The sequence below is a fragment of the Actinoplanes couchii genome (genome assembly GCF_016862075.1).
In the GTDB taxonomy this organism is placed as follows: domain Bacteria; phylum Actinomycetota; class Actinomycetes; order Mycobacteriales; family Micromonosporaceae; genus Actinoplanes; species Actinoplanes couchii.
The window spans coordinates 61,711-76,988 of the sequence record NZ_BOMG01000104.1 but is presented as its reverse complement, the minus strand read 5'-3'; the positions used below and the strand labels follow the sequence as shown (position 1 = coordinate 76,988).

Below are 15,278 nucleotides of genomic sequence, written 5' to 3'. Positions count from 1 at the left end.
GGTCGGGGGCCGGGGTCCGGGGCGGGTGGGTGGTTGTTCAGGGTGGCCAGCAGGCGGGTCACGGCTCGGCGGCCCAGGGCGTCGTGGTCGACGTGGACGGTGGTCAGGGTGGGGGTCATGACGGCTGCCACCGAGTTGTCGTCCCAGCCGGTGACGCTCAGGTCGGCCGGGATCCGCCAGCCTCGGTGCAGGGCTCCGCTGATCGCGCCGGTGGCCAGGATGTCGTTGGCGGCCAGCACCGCCGTCACCCGGGCGTTCTCCGGCAGGCCGAGGATCGCCTCGCGGGCGGCGGCGGGATCCCAGCCACAGTCGATCACCCCGTACGACAGGCAGTCATGGCTCTTGATCGCCTTCTGGAAGGCATCGCGGCGGCGGCGGGCGGACGTGTGCGCGTAGTCGCCCGCCAAGTGCAGGAAGCGGCGATGACCGGCCGCTACCAGGCCCGCTACCAGGCCGTCGGTGGCGTCCGCGTCGGCGAGTTCGCCGATGCCGCGCATGTGCTCGTCGTAGTAGGGCGCCACCACCGCGGGGGCCGGCTCCGGCAGGGGGGTCAGCGACACGATGCCGTCGAAGAACCCGCTGCCGGCCAGCTCCCGGACCCGTTCGGCGCGGTCCCCGGGCGGGCCGTCCAGGATCACCACCTCGACCGTGTATCCGGCGTCGCGGGCCGCGCGGGTGGCGCCGGGCAGCATCTCCAGGGAGCTGACAGCGGTGCCGGCGGGCAGCAGGAACGCCAGCCGGCCGGTCCGGCGGCTGCGCATCGCGCGGGCCACCAGGTTCGGCCGGTAGCCCAGGTCGGTGACGGCCCGGGCGACCCGCTGCCGGATCGGCTCGGTGACCGTCTCGTCGCCGTTGAGGTAACGCGACACGGTCTGGTGGGACACGCCGGCCAGCCGGGCCACCTCGCGGATCGTCGGCCGGCGGCCCGGCCGCGTCATCCCAGGTCCCGGCCCAGGTCGAGGTCGTCGACGAGCACCGGCACGCCGTCGGCCACCGACCGGTTGGCGGCGATGCCCACGGCGACCGCGCGCAGGCCGTCCAGGACTCCGGCGGTACGGCCCAGGGTGTCGGGGCGTTCGCGCAGGTCGCGGCGGAACACGTCCATCAGCATGATCGCGTCGCCGCCGCCGTGGCCACCGATGCCGGCCGGGATCGGGACCTCCTCGGCCCGGCCCCAGTGCCGCTGCACCACCAGGCGTTCGGTCTCCGGGCGGACCGGATCGCCTGCCTCGGCTTGCAGGGCCGACGGGTCGAGGACGTTCTCGTCGAGCACCGCCCCACGTTCGACGACCTCCAGCTCGGCGCGCCCAGCGGTGCCGTTGACCGTCACCCGGTAGCCCTCCCACGGGCTGTGCGCGTTGAGCGAATAGGACAGCATCGCGCCGCGCCGGTAGTCGACCAGCACCGCCATGTTGTCGTCGATGGTGACGCCGGGCGCGAACGGGTCCTGGTCACGGCGGTAGCCGTCGTGGTGTTCGGCGTTCAGGTAGAGCGCCTCCAGCCGCGGATCGGTGCGCAGATCCAGGGAGAACGGGTCACCCTGGACGCCGGTCCCGCGCTCGGGCCGCCCGGTCAGGCCGCGGGCGGCGGCGTTGTCCGCACCGTAGAACCGCAGCGCGGTGGAGGCGTAGACCCGGCGCGGCACGTCGCCGAGCCACCAGTTGACCAGGTCGAAGTGGTGGCTGGCCTTGTGCACGAGCAGTCCGCCGGAGTTGGCCCGGTCGCGGTGCCAGCGGCGGAAGTAGTCGGCACCGTGCATGGTGTCCAGCGCCCACTCGAAGTGCACGCCGGTGACCTCGCCGATCGTCCCCGACGCGATCACCTCGCGCAGCGCCGAGTTGCGGGGCGCATAGCGGTAGTTGAAGGTCATCACCAGATCGCCGGGAGAATCATGCAGAGCGGCGACGATGGTACGGCACCCCGTCACGTCCGTGGCCAGGGGTTTCTCCACCACCACGCCCGCGCCGGCGCGTAGTGCGCGGTCGACGATCCCGGCGTGGCTGTGATCGGGGGTGGTCACGATGACGACGTCGACGGCCTGCTCGGTGATGAGGCGTTCGAGGCCGTCCACGTCGCTGCGGGCGATCCCGGGGCCGGCTTGGGCGTCGTACCAGTCGATGCGGGCCGGGTTGGGGTCGCACCAGCCGACGATCTCACCGACGTCGGCGTGGTCCTTGAGCAGCGCGTCCACATACATCCCGGCCCGGTGGCCGGTGCCGACGATCGCGTAACGACGGCGGGCCCGCCCGGCCGGTGGCTCCCGGAAGGCGGGGATGACAGCGGAGTCGGCGTGCACGCTACGGCTGGACGGCGGCCGGGGCGCCGTGGGGTTCTGATCAACGCTGGACATGGATCTCCCTCAGCACCTCAAAGTGACCGTTCACTCGAACGCTAGAAGACCCCCTTGAATCGTGTCAACCGTCGTGATCCCCACCTTCGAACGCATCGACTGCGGCCGACGCCCGCGACGACGACGTGACCGGCGGTGGCGACGAGATGTACCAGACCACCCGCATCGGAAACGCCGTGGTCGGTCCGCCTCTTCGAGAAGCGCGACCCGGCGAACGGTGGAAGCGCCCGGGCCACCCGCCTGTTGACGGACTTGACCGCCACCGCCGAGGCGATCACCGCCGAGATCGCCGGGCAGCTGGTGCGTTAGCTTCCGCGCTCGGAAAGGAAGTCCAGCAGGGCGTCGGCCACCGCGGCGGGAGCCTGCTCGGCCTGGTGGTGGCCGCTGTCGATGACCCGGTGGTCGAGCGGGTGGGCCAGCCAGGGAGCCCAGATCGCCGCCGGGTCGCCGTGGATGTCGAGGTCGTCCTGCGCCGACTCGAGCAGCATGGCCGGGCAGGCGACCTGTCGCCCGGCCGCCCGGTCGGCTTCGTCGTGTTCGCGGTCGACGCCCAGGCCGGCCCGGTAGTCCTCGCACATGCCGTGGACCACCGCCGGGTCACGCAGGGCCGCCCACACGTCGGCGTGGTTGCCCGCGCCCATCTCGTCCGGTCCGGGGGTGCGGTACCACGCGTCGGGGTCGGCGCAGATCACCCGTTCCGCGGGTTTGTCGGTCTGGCCGAGGAACCACCAGTGCCACCAGGCCCGGGCGAAGGTGGCATCGGTGCGTTCCAGGTGCTCGACGACCGGCAGCCCGTCCATGACCACCAGGTGCGACACCCGGTCCGGATGGTCCATGGCGGTCCGGAACGCCACCAGCGATCCCCGATCGTGGCCGACCACCGCGAACCGGTCATGACCGAGGCGCGCCATCAGGGCCACCACGTCGGCGGCCATCGCCCGCTTGCTGGACTGGGTGTGACCCGGCGCGTCCGGCGGAAGCGTCGATCCGCCGTACCCCCGCAGGTCGGGTGTCACCACGAAGTGGCTCGCCGCCAGTCGCGGCGCCACCTCGTGCCAGGTCGTGTGCGTGCGGGGATGCCCGTGCAGCAGCACGACCGGCGGGCCGTCGCCGCCGGAGCGGGCGCGCAGCGTGACGTCACCGAGGTCCACCTGATCGAGCCGGAATCCGTCGAACATAGATCGAACCTACCCGGCAGCCGGTCCAACGCCGCGGTCGGTCGTCACGAGGTCCGCGGCTTCACCAGCGGGCACGTGGAGAATTCGGTGGTGGTGACCCGGGTGGCCGGGCCCAGCGGAGTGGTGATGTCGAAGGAGAAACAGTTCGGCCCACTGCTGCCGAAGTCGGTGCGCAGGACCCACACCGGGTCGGTGCGCTGCAGGTCCCACGCCGTGCCGGCGGCCGCCTCGCTGATCTCCTCGTCGGTGAGGCGGCCGTCGGCGGCCGCGGTGGTCAGCGTCTGCTGTGCGGTGGCGGCCATCCGACGGGAATTCTCCGTCTCCCACTCGGTGATCTCGCGCTGATGGCCGGGCAGGGCGACGCCGTACATCCAGAGCACCACACCGGCCACGGCGAGGAAGCCCAGCACCGGCACCAGGACGACGGCCAGCAGTGCCCCGCCGGCAACGGACTTCGCGGAGGGTGGCATCGGGTTCTGTGGTATCCGGTGCCGTCAAGGCCGGGTGCACGTCCACCGGCCGTCGTGCCAGCCGCAGGTCTGTTCGTAGCCGGAGCGGAACGAGCCCAGCCACGGGATGTCGTCGCGGTAGCGGACCGGTGGTGGGGCCGGGGTGAAGTTCGCCGCGTCGTCGGTGCTGCCGGTGCCGTCGTGACGGGCGACCGCCGGGTAGGGGTAGACCGGGCGGGATCGTACGACCGTGCCGGTGTCGTCCCGGCGTTTGACGGCGGTCAGCCGGTCGGGGGCGATGCCGTTCTCCACCCAGGCCAGGGTGGGAGTGAGCGCGTCGATGGCGTCCGGGCCCTCGCCGGAACCGCAGTGCGCGACACCCGGGAGCATGAACAGGCGGGCGAACCGCTGGGTGGCGGCCGCTCCGCCCATGCGTTCGGTGACGGCGTGGTAGTAGGCGATCGTGCCGTACGGAGAGATCGCCTGGTCCGCCCAACCGTGCCAGAGCAGGAGCTTGCCACCAGCGGCGCGGAACGCGGTCAGGTCCGGGTTGCTCGCGTCGTAGACGCCGGCCTGCCGGGCGATCTCCCGGAACGTCGCCGAGTCGTAGCGCAAATCACGCAGGGTCGCCGACGGCCGGGCGGACGGGTAGGCGAGGTATTTCAGCGCGTTCGTGGTGTTGCCTTCGGCCACGGCCGGTGCTCCGGCGGCGGTCGGGGTGACCCAGCGTGCCCAGTTCGCCTCCGACTCGACCGGCTCGCCTCCGGGATACATCAGCCTGCCTCGTTCGTCGCGGGGTCCGTCGTACAGCAGCCGGACGGTGTTGATCTGTGCCTCGGTGAGACAGGGGACGGCCGGGCAGCGCAGGGCCCGCGGATCGAACCCGCAGGCCCGGGGGTCGTCGATCTGTCCGTCGGCGAGGCCGTCACGGGCGTCGCACTCGCGCAGAACCGCGGCGTGCAGGGCGGGCAGCTCGGCCGCGGTCAGGATCGGGCGGCCCCGAGGGCCGGTGTTGGCGGTGGCGTGCCAGCCGGTGGACCACACGATCAGCGAGGTGAACAGGTTCGCCGGGGCGCCGGCGATGATGCCGTCGAAGTCGTCCGGGTAGCGCTGCGCCTCGGTCAGTCCCTGATGGCCACCCTGGGAGCAGCCGTCGAAGTAGGACCAGCGCGGGCCCTGACCGTAGTAGAGCGCGATGAGCCGTTTGGCGACGACCGCGACGACGTGGTCGGCGCGGTAGCCGAAGTCGGCGCGCAGCTGCGGGTCGGCGCCGAAGGTGGCGTCGAAACCGGACACGCCGACGTGTCCCTGGTTGTTGGTGGCGATGACGAAGTCGCCGCGTTCCAGGGGCACACATCCGTCGGCGGCGTCGGCGAAGAAGTCGACACTGCCGCAGAAGGCGCCGCATCCGGTCTGCAGGTACCGCTGCCGCCACGTCCCGGTGGGCAGTTGCACGTCGAACTGGATCTGCGGCGCGACGGTCCCCTTGACCTCGCAGACCGCCCAGCCGCCCGGGGAGATGGTCTCGGCCGCGGACCCGACGACCGCCGGAGCATCCGGTGTCCCGGACAGATCCTGCCCGGCCAGCGACGCACAGCCGACTTTCGGCAGCACCACGGCGGGCCCGTCCACCCGGGGCACCGCCTGCGCTCCACAGCCCACAACCATCAAGGCGGCGAGTACGACCGACAGCACCTGAACCGGCATCCGCATGAGTTCCCCCCGCCGGACAGCGAAGTACCGCCGGGTACGGGAGTCAACACCCGCCCCACCATCCGGGGATCAGGCGAACTCCCGCGGTCAGTGCGACGGCCCGGATTCGGTGTCGTACGCGGCTTGGGCCGCCCGGATGGTGGCGGCGTGCTCGATCGTCCAGTCGTAGAGCCGCCCGAAGGGTTCACGCAGCGATTCACCGAGGGGCGTGAGGGCGTACTCGACACCGATCGGGGACGTCGGGATGACCCGGCGGGTGATCATCCCGTTCCGTTCGAGACGCCGCAACGTCTGGGTCAGGACCCGCTGCGTCACCCCGGACAGCCGGCGTTTGATCTCGTTGAACCGGGTCGGCTTCGCCAGCACGGCGAGGACCATCATCGACCACTTGTCGGAAATCTGGTCCAGGATCGACCGGCTCGGGCAGTCCGCAGTGAACAGCACCTTCTCGTCGTAGTGCGCCGTGTAGGGACTGGTATCCACCATGTGCTCTAGGACCTCCGAAGTGCGTTCTTGACGGCATCCGCGCATGCCCGCAAGGTAGGTATGCAAAGCAAACCTACCTGCTCAACGCACACTTACGAAGGACTCTCATGCCACAGCCGTACTCCACCCTGCACGTGACCGTCGCGGACGGAATCGCCGGCATCGTGCTCGACAACCCTCCGGTGAACGTCATCAGCGCGACGATGATGGCGGAGCTCCGCAGCGTCCTGGGAGAGTTTCGCGACGACCGGTCGGTGCGGGTGATCGTGTTCTCCTCGGCGAACCCGGAGTTCTTCCTCGCCCACGTCGACATGCACATCCTCGACGAGGAGGACCTCCTGCACGAACTCACGGCGGCCACCCCGCACGGGGTGAACGTCTTCCAGGCCGTCGGCGAACTGCTCCGCAGCCAGCCGCAGCCGATCATCGTCAAGCTCGCCGGCAAGGCGCGCGGCGGCGGCGCCGAATTCGTCGCGGCCGCCGACATGGTCTTCGCCGCGACCGAGACCGCCGGGATCGGGCAGATCGAAAGCCTCATGGGCATCGTGCCCGCCGGGGGTGGAACGCAGTATCTCCTGGAACGCGTCGGCCGCAACCGGGCCCTGGAGATCGTCCTGACCGGAGACCTCTACGACGCGACCACCGCCGCCGCCTACGGGTGGATCAACCGCGCGGTGCCCGCGGCAGAGCTCGACACGTTCGTCGATCGTGTCGCGCGTGACATCGCCGGCCTCGCCGACGGCGTCGCCCTGCGGGTGAAGGAGATCTTTTCGCCCGGCGTCCCGGTCGAGGGCTACGAGCGGGAGGAGAAGGCCTGGTCAGCGCTGATCGCCGGGCCGGCCGCGCTGCCGCTGATGAGCAGGGCGCTGGAGCACGGCGCGCAGACCCCGGAAGGCGAGGCCGACCTGGAGCACCTCATGCGATCCGTGCGGGCCGGTCAGCGGGAGATCGTCGCCGAGCGTCCTTCCTCCATGGTGTAGACGCCGGTGTCCGGGTGCGCGGCGGCCTTCGGGTGTCCGACTCCCTCGCCGACGCTGCGTAGGCACTGGTCGAGGCGTTGCAGGAAGACGTCGAAGCCTTCTTCGGTACGCCAGGCCTGGTACGCCGTCGACGTCGCCGCCTGGACCAGGTTGAGCTGGAGGAGCGCGGTCATCTCGTCATCTGCGCCGGCTCGGGCCAGCGCCCAGGTGTGCAGGTCGTCGCGGAAGCGGGCGCCGAAGTCCTGGGTGGACTGGGCGAGTGCGGGTGACTGGGCCTTGAGCCGTCGTTGCAGGGGCATCCGGTCGGCGAGGCGTTCGGTGAACCCGGTCATGATCGCGCTGAGCGATTCCCAGAGCGGCTCGTCGGCGGGGCGCTGGTCCATCAGTGCCCGCCAGGCGTCCTGTTCCTCCGGGTCCTGGTCGAAGACGACGGCTTCCTTGCTGGCGAAGTAGTTGAAGAACGTCGCGCGGGACACGTCGGCGGCGGCGGCGATCTGCTCGACGCTGACGGCCTCGTAGCCGCGCTCCTCGAACAGCCGGAGTGCGGCTGTCCGGATGGCCCGCCAGGTCGCCAGCTTCTTGCGTTCGCGCAGGCTCATCAGCACATCCTACCGTGACTTGACGCCGTCGATAATTAGACGCGGTCTAGAGTTCGAACTCGGAAAGGGGGATCACCATGAGCAAGGTCTGGTTCATCACCGGCACCTCCCGCGGCTTCGGCCGCACGTTCACCGAAGCGGCACTCGACCGCGGTGACAAGGTCGCCGCCACCGCCCGCGACACCGGGTCACTGGACGGTCTGGTCGCCAAGTACGGGGACGCGATCCTGCCGCTCGCACTGGACGTCACCGACAAGGACGCCGTCAGCGCCGCCGTCGTCACCGCGTACCAGAAATTCGGTCGTCTCGATGTCGTGGTCAACAATGCGGGTTACGGCCTGTTCGGGGCGGTGGAGGAGATCACCGAGGAGCAGCTGCGGGACCAGCTGGAGACCAACCTGTTCGGCGCGTTCTTCGTGACCCGGGCGGTCCTGCCGATCCTGCGCGAGCAGCAGAGCGGTCACATCGTCCAGATCTCCACCATCGGCGGGGTCGGCGCGTTCCCGAACCTCGGCGGCTACCACGCCTCCAAGTGGGCTCTGGAGGGTCTCACCGAATCCCTTGCGCAGGAGGTCGCCGGGTTCGGCATCAAGGTGACCCTGGTCGAGCCGGGTGGTTTCGCCACCGACTGGGCCGGGTCGTCGGCGGTGCGTGCCACACCGCAGCCCGCCTACCAGCCGCTTCGTGACGCGATGGCGGCTCGCGCGGGCGGCGCCCAGTACGGGGATCCGGCAGCGGCCGGGCCGGCTCTGCTGCAGATCGTTGACGCGGAGAACCCGCCGCTACGGGTGCTGTTCGGTTCCCAGCCGACCCAGATCGTCAAGCACCTGTACGCCCAGCGTCTGCAAACCTGGTCCGACTGGGAGCACGTCTCACACGCCGCCCAAGGATAGGTAGGGATCGGCCCAGGCGCTGATCACCCGGGCCGCCCGCTGTGGCTGGCCCGGGGCCGTCAGCAGGTGGTCCGACCCCTCGAGGGCGATGAAACTCCGCGGATGCCTGGCGGTCTTGAAGATCCGGCTGGCGTTGTCGACACTCACCGTGCTGTCCGTGGGTGAGTGCATCACCAGCAGCGGCAGGCCCAGCTCGACCACGTGATGATGCAGCTCGGCGCGGCGGAAGTCCTCGACGAGGCTGCGTTTCAGGATCAGCGTCTTCCCGCCGACCAGCCACTCGGCGTGCCCGTCCTGCAGCACCCGGTCGGCGAGCGCCTGGTAGTGCCGCTCCACGTTCTTCGGCTCGAACGGGGCGCCGATGGTGGCGACCGCCCGGACGCTCGGCACCCGGTTCGCGGCGGCGATCACCGCGGCGCCGCCGAGGGAGTGCCCGACCAGGATGCCCGGCGGCGTACCGAGTCCGGTCAGGAACTCCGCGGCCAGCACGGTGTCGTCGACCTTGACCGCGAACGATCCGTCGCCCCAGTCGCCCTCCGAGTCGCCCAGGCCGAGGTTGTCGAAGCGCAGCATGCCGATGCCCTCGGACGCGAGCTGCTTGCAGGTGCGGGAGGCCGCGGGCGAGTCCTTGCTGAGCGCGAAGCCGTGCGCGAACACACCCCAGCCCCGGACCGGCTCGGCGGGGTGGTCGATCAGGCCGACCAGGGCGGGACCTCGACTGCTGGCGAATCGGACACGCTCGGCCACAAGACCATCCTAGTAGGTGGGGTGCGGGGTGAGGCCGGAACGGTTCAGGGCCGCCACCGGGGCGCCTCGTCGTCGGGCTGGTCCGGGCTGCCGAAGTGGAACGGCACCCCGAGATGCTCGGCCAGCGCCCGGCCGGATCTTTCGGCGGCGACCGCGGACGGGTGCCCAGGGCTGTCGACGTCACCGAGGTAGCGCTCGGCGGCGCCCCAGGGGATCACGGCCAGCACCTGCTCGCCCAGCACCTGCTCGCCCGGCGCCGGATCCAGCACGGCCAGCAGGCGCACGAACCAGTCGTGGACCGTGTCGCCGTCCCACACCGCCTCGATCGCCACGATCCGCTGCCGGATCCCGGCCGCCCGGAACACCAGCGACTCCAGGTCGAGCGGATCGTCCGGGCGGCGCGCGACCCGGTCGCCGTAGTGCCGGGACCGGTCACCGACGACGAGCTGAGCCGTGACCAGCCCGACTCCGGCGATGATGCGGATCGCCGGAAGATCCTGGCCCTGCAGCACGTACCCGTCGACCTGCCGGCGGATCCCCTCCGGCAGCGCCTCGAACCACGCCGCGCGGGCGTCCTCCTCCATCATCGGCCCATCATCCTCGGCCCAGGACCGCCTGCCGCACCCGGTCGCGGCGCAGGCTGAATGCCAGGCCGGCCAGAGAGATCAAGATCAGAAGAGCGACGATCTCCTTCGCCGTACGGTCGGCGAGGCTAGTCACGAACACCGGCTCGGACACCACCCAGGTCAGCACCGCGCACATGATCAGGCCCAGAATCGGTTCGGAGTGCCGGTTCCAGGGCATCCGGCGGCCCTGCCCGATCGTCACCGCCTGCAGCACCAGGCTCAGGACCAGCAGGCCGAGTACGACAGGGCCGCGAACCGCCAGGAAATCGTCGTCGTACGCCAGGGCGGTGTAGGCCTGGGGCGCCGCCTGACCGCCACTGATCAGCTCCAGCATGGTCGCCGGGTAGACGAGCGCGAGGGTGCCGGCGACGTAGAACACCAGTGCCGCCACCCGCCCGGGCCGGCTGATCCGGTCGGTCGGGACCGGCCGGGGTCTCCACACCGGGACCGGCCGGCGCCGCCGCCACCAGGCCGCGACCGCGAACCAGGTGACCAGCAGGCCCAGCCACCCGAACAGCCACGGTGTGGCCTCGTCGAGGGCGGCCGGGAGGTCCCGGTGCTCGATGAGCCCACCGAGCAGAGCCCCGGCCCAGATCAGGACCGCTCCCCCGGCGGCCAGGGTGAACAGGCGGCGCGAGTCGGCCGGGTCGATCACCACGATCGGCGCCCGGTACCGGGCGGCCACCTCGGCCGGGCGCCCGAATCCGGTCAGCACCGCGGCCACCGCGTCGTCGGCACGGCCGGGCCGGGTCTCGGCGGCGTCGGCCACCTCCTGGGCGATCAGGTCCCGCAGCTCCCGGGCCACGTCGGCGCGCTGCCGGTGCGGCAGGAGCAGCACGACCTCGGCCACGTATCCGTCGATCATCTCGTCAGGTGTCATCACGCCGCCCCTCGTCCAGGATGTCGTCCATCGCCTTGGCCATGCCGTGCCAGGTGCCGGTGAGCCGCCCGAGCAGATCGACACCGGCGGCGCTGAGCACGTAGTAGCGCCGCGACGGCCCCTGCTCGGCGGCCCGCCACTCGCTGGTCAGCACCCCTTGACTCTCCAGCCGCCGCAGCAGCGGGTAGAGCGTGCCCTCCTCGATCGGCATTCCCACAGCGATCAGCGATTGCCGCAGCTCATAGCCGTACCGCAGGGTCCGCAGCCGCGACAGAACGGCAAGCACCACGACCCCACGGCGAAGCTCGAGTTCGAGCTTGTCGTGCACGTCACCTACCATGCGCCACACTGTACTGTACGCCGCACAGTAGCGCCCGGATCCACATCTGGCACCAGTTCCGCACGGCAGCCGCCAGGCCGGACATACTTGCGCAGTGACGACGACCATCGTGCCCGTGGTGCCGGGCCATGCAGCGTTTGATCAGGTAGCTGTCCTGTTCGATGCCTATCGGGTGCACTACGGTCAGCCGTCGGCCCTTGCGCGCACGGGCTCCTGGCTCCGGGAGCAGGTCGCACAGCACGGGCTTGCCGTTGCCGCGGCCATCCGGGGTGATCAGGTCGGTGGCTTCGTCACGGTGGCGACCATGCCGGCATCGCTCATGCTGGGCACCGCATGGTCGATCCGCGACCTCTACGTGACCCCGCACCATCGCCGCACCGGAATCGCGAGCGCCCTGCTGCGCCACACCATCACAGGCGCACGTGCTGCCGGCGCTCTCCGCGTGTCACTGCAGACCGAGACGGACAACGTCCCGGCGCTGAAGCTCTACACCGCCATCGGCTTCCGGCCCGTCGGGGGCCTGGAACTGCTCAATCTGAGCTTCGCGCCGTGAGCGACTCGATCGGGAGGAGCGGACGTGGATGAGCAGGACTTCTGGGTGCGGCTCGAGTACCGCGTCACGGCCGAGTTCCGGAAGATCGCCGACGAGCGGCTGCGGCGGCACTGGTGCGACGGCATGATCGCCGAGGACTATGACTTCGGTGGGCCGCGGCCGTCGGTCTCCGGACGAGCGTGGTGTGGGGACAGCGGACAGGAGCAGTGGCGGTTCGTTCTGGTTCTGCCGGTCGGGATCGGCTCGTCGGAGCAGGTGGACTGGGCGGCGCTGCTGCCCGGGGACGAGGTGACGGGATGGCTCTCGGTGGATCCCCGGGCCCGGAGCTTGACCGTCGACACCTCGCCCCAGCACTGAGAGGGTCAGGGGCAGGGGCGTTCGAAGTCCAGGCCGGGGGCGTACGCTGCCCATTCTGCCGGGGTCAGGCCGCTGGTCTGCCGGCATGCCGCCGGCAGTGGGTCTCGTAGGACCTCCCGGATCGGGATCAGGTCCCACAGGGTCACGCCGGACGGGTCGGCGGTCACCAGCAGGGGCTGGCGGGAGCTGAACGCCGAACCTGTCGTCCGGCCGCCGACCACCGCCAGCAGCACCGGGTCACTGGCGAAACCGACACTCCAGATCTCGGTGGATCCGCTCGCCGTGACCGCCAGCAGTGAGCCGTCGACCGACAACGCCAGCGAGTCGGGGCGGCCGAAATCGGTGCGCCTCGCGGTGCGTACCGACTGGTCCTTGCCTTCCCGGTTGTTCCAGACCGTCAGGTCCTGACCGACCGTGACGGTGAACGCGGCTCCCGGCACCAGCGCCGCGGGGCCGACACTGTTGACCGCGAACGTCCCGGTTCTCGTGGGCGCGGTGGGGTCGGCGAGATCCCAGACGGTGACGTTGCTGCTACCACTCTGCTGACCGGCGCTGTCCGCGACGGCCAGGGTGCCGCCGGCCAGACCGAAACGGGCGGTGAACACGTTCGCGGCCGGGATCGTGGCGACCAGCGGCGGCGGTTCGTCCCCGGCCAGCCGGTGGATGCGGATCTGCTCCTGCGGGCCGCCGGCCAGGACCGCGACCAGCCCACGGACCGGTTCGAGGTCGAGCACGGCACCCGCCCGCAGCTGCGGGAAGACATTGCGCGGGCTTGCCCCGGTCAACGAGTAGAGGCTGCCGCCGGTGTAGTAGAAGTTCGTGCCGTGGACCGCATAGGTACTGCTCACCAGCGGTTCACCGGCGGACGGGACGAGTTTTGCGGTCCCGGCCGGTTTCGGGTTCCCGGCGTCGATGACGTCCCAGTAGTCCAGGCGCTCGGCGGATCCGGCGGCCACCACGTCCTCGGCCGACACCGACACCGTCCGGGACGGGATCACCGTGCTGCCCTGGAGAGTGGCCCGGCGGCGCAACGCGAAACCGTCGATCTGCCACAGCATCGCCGCCTTGGTCAGGCGCGGGCCCGGTGTCAGGATCCGGGCGCCGTCGGGGCTGAAGTCGATCGAGGTGATCCACCCGCCGGTCCGGGTCATCGTCTTGGTCTGCACCGGGGAGTCCGGGTCGGCGACGTTCCACACCTCGACGGTGCCGTCGGTGCGGCCGAGCGCGATGGTCGTACCCGCGGCGTTGAACTCCGCCGTCGACAGTCGATCCCCGGAGACCGTGATGGTGCCCCGGCGCCGCGGCTCCGCCGGGTCGGTCAGGTCGTAGAAGTGGATCGCCTTCTCGCCGTCCTGGACCGCGAGGATCCGGCTGGTCGCGCTGAGGGCGACCGGGGTGCCGGTGGAGACGCCGGTGACGGTCCGGGATCCGTCGGCGCGCCAGAGCGTCAGCCGCCCGTCCTCACCGGTGCCGGCGAGCAGGGTGGAGTCCGCGTTCATCACGGTCGGCAGCGCGGTGCTGGTGCTGGTCCAGAGCGCGCGCGGCCGGCCCGGTTCGCGGACGTCCCAGAGGGTGGCCCGGGCCGCGACGGTGAACAGCCGCCGGCCGTCCGCGCTGAACCGCACGTCGGTGACCGCCGAGCTGCCGGCCTGGGTGGTGAGCAGGCGTGGGGCGGACGTGTCGGCGACGTTCCACACGGTGAGCCGGTCGGCGGCGACGGCCAGGGTGCGGCCGTCCGGGCTGAAGGCCAGCTCGTTCACGTTTCCCAAGTTCGAGGGCAGATTTCCGGTACGACGGAAGCCCGCTCCCGTCTCCGTCCACAACTCGGCGGTGCTCTCCCCACCGATGGCGACCGCTTTGCCGTCGGGCCGGAACGCGGCGCTGACGACCGGGGAGCCCGTGGTCAGCTCGCCGGCGTAGCCGGTGGCCAGGGCCGCCATCACCGCCGCGCCACTGCGTGCCGACCGGTCCATGCCGTAGGCGCTGACCGCCAGTCGCGACGCCAGGCCCGGATCCGCGGTCAGGGCCGCCGCCGAACGGGCCAGCAGATCCTGTTGCACGAGCGTCCGTTCCTGCTGTCTCGCCTGGTCGGAGGCACGGTCGGCGTCGGCGCGGGCGCGGATCGCGGCGAACCCGGCCCCGCCGAGCAGCACCGCCACGACGGCCGCGGTCAGCAATCGGCGCGGCCAGCGGCGCAGCCGGGACCGGGCCCGGGCGGCGAGCGCGGCCTGCCGCAGTTCCGGGGTGACGTTCGACGACACGTCGGCGGTGCCCATGCTGAGCAGCGAGTCGAGCAGTTCCCGGGCGGTGGGCCGGGCCGACGGGTCCTTCTCCAGAGTGGTGGCGACCAGGTCGCGCAGCGAGTCGGGGATGCCGGTCAGGTCGGGCGGCTGGGTGAGCATCCGGCCGATCGTCGCCATCGGGGAGTCGCCGTGGAACGGGGTGCTGCCGGTCGCCGCGTACCCGATCAGCACGCCCCAGGCGAACACGTCGGCGGCCGGGCCGGCCTTTCCGGAGCCGTCGAGGCTCTCCGGGGCGACGTAGCCGACCGTGCCCATCACCTGATCGGGGCCGGTCAACTCGGCGCTGAGCTCGGTGCCGCGGGCGATCCCGAAGTCGATCACCTTGGGCAGGCCGACGGCGACCAGGACGTTCGCCGGTTTCAGGTCGCGGTGCACGACACCGGCGCCGTGGATGGCGACCAGGGCGGTGGCCACGCCGACTGCCAGACCGTACACCTCGGAGGGTTTGAGGGGTCCCCGCTCGCGGACGACACTGGCCAGGCTGGGGCCGTCGACGAACTCGACGACCAGGTAGGGCGGATCGTGCTCGACGTCGGCGTCCAGAACCGCCGCGGTGCAGAACGGGGGGACCTCGCGGGCCCGTTTCACCTCGCTGCGGAACCGGGCGAGGAAGGCGGGGTCGGAGGACCACTCGGGACGGATGGCCTTGACCGCGACCCGCTGCCCGTCGGGGGCGGTGCCGAGGAAGACGGTGCCCATGCCGCCGGCGCCGAGACGGCCCAGCAACTGGTACTGCCCGAGCCGGTCGGGATCACCGGCGAGCAGCGGCGTCATGGTCACTGAGCTGCCACCCATCGAACTCGGCCGTTACGGATCGTCCGGCT

The 15,278-nt window shown here is 71.2% G+C and carries 16 protein-coding genes and 1 pseudogene; 5 read left to right on the top strand and 12 right to left on the bottom strand.

What is annotated here, in order from left to right; all coding sequences use genetic code 11:
- Positions 1-29 precede the first annotated feature (29 nt).
- Both Aco03nite_RS54905 and Aco03nite_RS42375 read right to left on the bottom strand, forming a co-directional pair.
- Positions 30-938: pseudogene (locus Aco03nite_RS54905) on the bottom strand (LacI family DNA-binding transcriptional regulator); the annotation flags it as partial.
- Complete coding sequence (locus tag Aco03nite_RS42375; RefSeq protein ID WP_203806860.1) at positions 935-2,350, bottom strand: Gfo/Idh/MocA family protein; 1,416 nt, start codon at positions 2,348-2,350, stop codon at positions 935-937. The gene Aco03nite_RS42375 and the pseudogene Aco03nite_RS54905, both read right to left, overlap by 4 nt.
- Positions 2,351-2,485: 135 nt before the next feature.
- Here Aco03nite_RS42375 and Aco03nite_RS42370 point away from each other — a divergent pair, with 135 nt between their 5' ends.
- Positions 2,486-2,659, top strand: a complete 174-nt coding sequence (locus Aco03nite_RS42370; protein WP_203806858.1) for a hypothetical protein — start codon at positions 2,486-2,488, stop codon at positions 2,657-2,659.
- On the opposite strand, the gene Aco03nite_RS42365 is transcribed toward Aco03nite_RS42370, so the two are convergent.
- From Aco03nite_RS42365 to Aco03nite_RS42350, 4 genes are all read right to left on the bottom strand, one after another.
- On the bottom strand, positions 2,656-3,528 hold the full coding sequence (locus Aco03nite_RS42365) for an alpha/beta fold hydrolase (RefSeq protein WP_203806856.1): 873 nt from the start codon (positions 3,526-3,528) through the stop codon (positions 2,656-2,658). The genes Aco03nite_RS42370 and Aco03nite_RS42365 overlap by 4 nt on opposite strands.
- A 44-nt stretch (positions 3,529-3,572) precedes the next feature.
- Complete coding sequence (locus Aco03nite_RS42360) at positions 3,573-3,998, bottom strand: hypothetical protein (RefSeq protein ID WP_203806854.1); 426 nt, start codon at positions 3,996-3,998, stop codon at positions 3,573-3,575.
- Between the two features lie 24 nt (positions 3,999-4,022).
- Positions 4,023-5,690, bottom strand: a complete 1,668-nt coding sequence (locus Aco03nite_RS42355; protein WP_203806852.1) for a tannase/feruloyl esterase family alpha/beta hydrolase — start codon at positions 5,688-5,690, stop codon at positions 4,023-4,025.
- Positions 5,691-5,777: 87 nt separating this feature from the next.
- Positions 5,778-6,176 carry a winged helix-turn-helix transcriptional regulator gene (locus tag Aco03nite_RS42350; protein WP_203806850.1) on the bottom strand — a complete coding sequence of 133 codons (399 nt, stop codon included), beginning with the start codon at positions 6,174-6,176 and terminating at the stop codon, positions 5,778-5,780.
- A gap of 107 nt (positions 6,177-6,283) precedes the next feature.
- On the opposite strand from Aco03nite_RS42350, the gene Aco03nite_RS42345 reads away from it, so the two are divergent.
- Positions 6,284-7,156 carry an enoyl-CoA hydratase/isomerase family protein gene (locus tag Aco03nite_RS42345; protein ID WP_203806847.1) on the top strand — a complete coding sequence of 291 codons (873 nt, stop codon included), beginning with the start codon at positions 6,284-6,286 and terminating at the stop codon, positions 7,154-7,156.
- Here the strand turns inward: Aco03nite_RS42345 and Aco03nite_RS42340 are convergent.
- Complete coding sequence (locus Aco03nite_RS42340; RefSeq protein WP_203806845.1) at positions 7,114-7,755, bottom strand: TetR/AcrR family transcriptional regulator; 642 nt, start codon at positions 7,753-7,755, stop codon at positions 7,114-7,116. The two genes, Aco03nite_RS42345 and Aco03nite_RS42340, sit on opposite strands and share 43 nt — an antisense overlap.
- 77 nt (positions 7,756-7,832) lie before the next feature.
- Here Aco03nite_RS42340 and Aco03nite_RS42335 point away from each other — a divergent pair, with 77 nt between their 5' ends.
- Complete coding sequence (locus Aco03nite_RS42335; RefSeq protein WP_203806843.1) at positions 7,833-8,648, top strand: SDR family oxidoreductase; 816 nt, start codon at positions 7,833-7,835, stop codon at positions 8,646-8,648.
- Here Aco03nite_RS42335 and Aco03nite_RS42330 read toward each other — a convergent pair.
- The 4 genes from Aco03nite_RS42330 to Aco03nite_RS42315 are packed head-to-tail and all read right to left on the bottom strand — an operon-like array spanning position 8,628 to position 11,241.
- Positions 8,628-9,395: an alpha/beta hydrolase family protein gene (locus Aco03nite_RS42330; RefSeq protein WP_203806841.1), complete on the bottom strand. Its 768-nt coding sequence runs from the start codon at positions 9,393-9,395 to the stop codon at positions 8,628-8,630. The genes Aco03nite_RS42335 and Aco03nite_RS42330 overlap by 21 nt on opposite strands.
- Positions 9,396-9,439: 44 nt before the next feature.
- The gene (locus Aco03nite_RS42325) at positions 9,440-9,982 is read right to left on the bottom strand and encodes a hypothetical protein (RefSeq protein WP_203806839.1); all 543 of its coding nucleotides are present in this window, start codon (positions 9,980-9,982) and stop codon (positions 9,440-9,442) included.
- 7 nt (positions 9,983-9,989) lie between these two features.
- Positions 9,990-10,901 (bottom strand): hypothetical protein, encoded by a 912-nt coding sequence (locus tag Aco03nite_RS42320; protein ID WP_203806837.1) that lies wholly within the window; start codon positions 10,899-10,901, stop codon positions 9,990-9,992.
- Complete coding sequence (locus Aco03nite_RS42315) at positions 10,891-11,241, bottom strand: PadR family transcriptional regulator (protein ID WP_203806835.1); 351 nt, start codon at positions 11,239-11,241, stop codon at positions 10,891-10,893. Before Aco03nite_RS42315 ends, Aco03nite_RS42320 begins: the two co-directional genes overlap by 11 nt.
- A gap of 94 nt (positions 11,242-11,335) precedes the next feature.
- Here Aco03nite_RS42315 and Aco03nite_RS42310 point away from each other — a divergent pair, with 94 nt between their 5' ends.
- Positions 11,336-11,794 (top strand): GNAT family N-acetyltransferase, encoded by a 459-nt coding sequence (locus tag Aco03nite_RS42310; protein WP_203806833.1) that lies wholly within the window; start codon positions 11,336-11,338, stop codon positions 11,792-11,794.
- A gap of 24 nt (positions 11,795-11,818) precedes the next feature.
- Positions 11,819-12,151 (top strand): hypothetical protein, encoded by a 333-nt coding sequence (locus Aco03nite_RS42305; RefSeq protein ID WP_203806831.1) that lies wholly within the window; start codon positions 11,819-11,821, stop codon positions 12,149-12,151.
- 5 nt (positions 12,152-12,156) lie between these two features.
- On the opposite strand, the gene Aco03nite_RS42300 is transcribed toward Aco03nite_RS42305, so the two are convergent.
- Positions 12,157-15,228: a serine/threonine-protein kinase gene (locus Aco03nite_RS42300; protein WP_203806969.1), complete on the bottom strand. Its 3,072-nt coding sequence runs from the start codon at positions 15,226-15,228 to the stop codon at positions 12,157-12,159.
- Positions 15,229-15,278: the final 50 nt, after the last annotated feature.

Coding starts and splice junctions, on each gene's coding strand:
- Aco03nite_RS42350 (WP_203806850.1), bottom strand. CDS start 6,176: ATGGTGGATACCAGTCCCTACACGGCGCACTACGACGAGAAGGTGCTG.
- Aco03nite_RS42315 (WP_203806835.1), bottom strand. CDS start 11,241: ATGGTAGGTGACGTGCACGACAAGCTCGAACTCGAGCTTCGCCGTGGG.
- Aco03nite_RS42375 (WP_203806860.1), bottom strand. CDS start 2,350: ATGTCCAGCGTTGATCAGAACCCCACGGCGCCCCGGCCGCCGTCCAGC.
- Aco03nite_RS42300 (WP_203806969.1), bottom strand. CDS start 15,228: ATGACGCCGCTGCTCGCCGGTGATCCCGACCGGCTCGGGCAGTACCAG.
- Aco03nite_RS42345 (WP_203806847.1), top strand. CDS start 6,284: ATGCCACAGCCGTACTCCACCCTGCACGTGACCGTCGCGGACGGAATC.
- Aco03nite_RS42365 (WP_203806856.1), bottom strand. CDS start 3,528: ATGTTCGACGGATTCCGGCTCGATCAGGTGGACCTCGGTGACGTCACG.
- Aco03nite_RS42325 (WP_203806839.1), bottom strand. CDS start 9,982: ATGATGGAGGAGGACGCCCGCGCGGCGTGGTTCGAGGCGCTGCCGGAG.
- Aco03nite_RS42335 (WP_203806843.1), top strand. CDS start 7,833: ATGAGCAAGGTCTGGTTCATCACCGGCACCTCCCGCGGCTTCGGCCGC.
- Aco03nite_RS42355 (WP_203806852.1), bottom strand. CDS start 5,690: ATGCGGATGCCGGTTCAGGTGCTGTCGGTCGTACTCGCCGCCTTGATG.
- Aco03nite_RS42360 (WP_203806854.1), bottom strand. CDS start 3,998: ATGCCACCCTCCGCGAAGTCCGTTGCCGGCGGGGCACTGCTGGCCGTC.
- Aco03nite_RS42340 (WP_203806845.1), bottom strand. CDS start 7,755: ATGAGCCTGCGCGAACGCAAGAAGCTGGCGACCTGGCGGGCCATCCGG.
- Aco03nite_RS42320 (WP_203806837.1), bottom strand. CDS start 10,901: ATGACACCTGACGAGATGATCGACGGATACGTGGCCGAGGTCGTGCTG.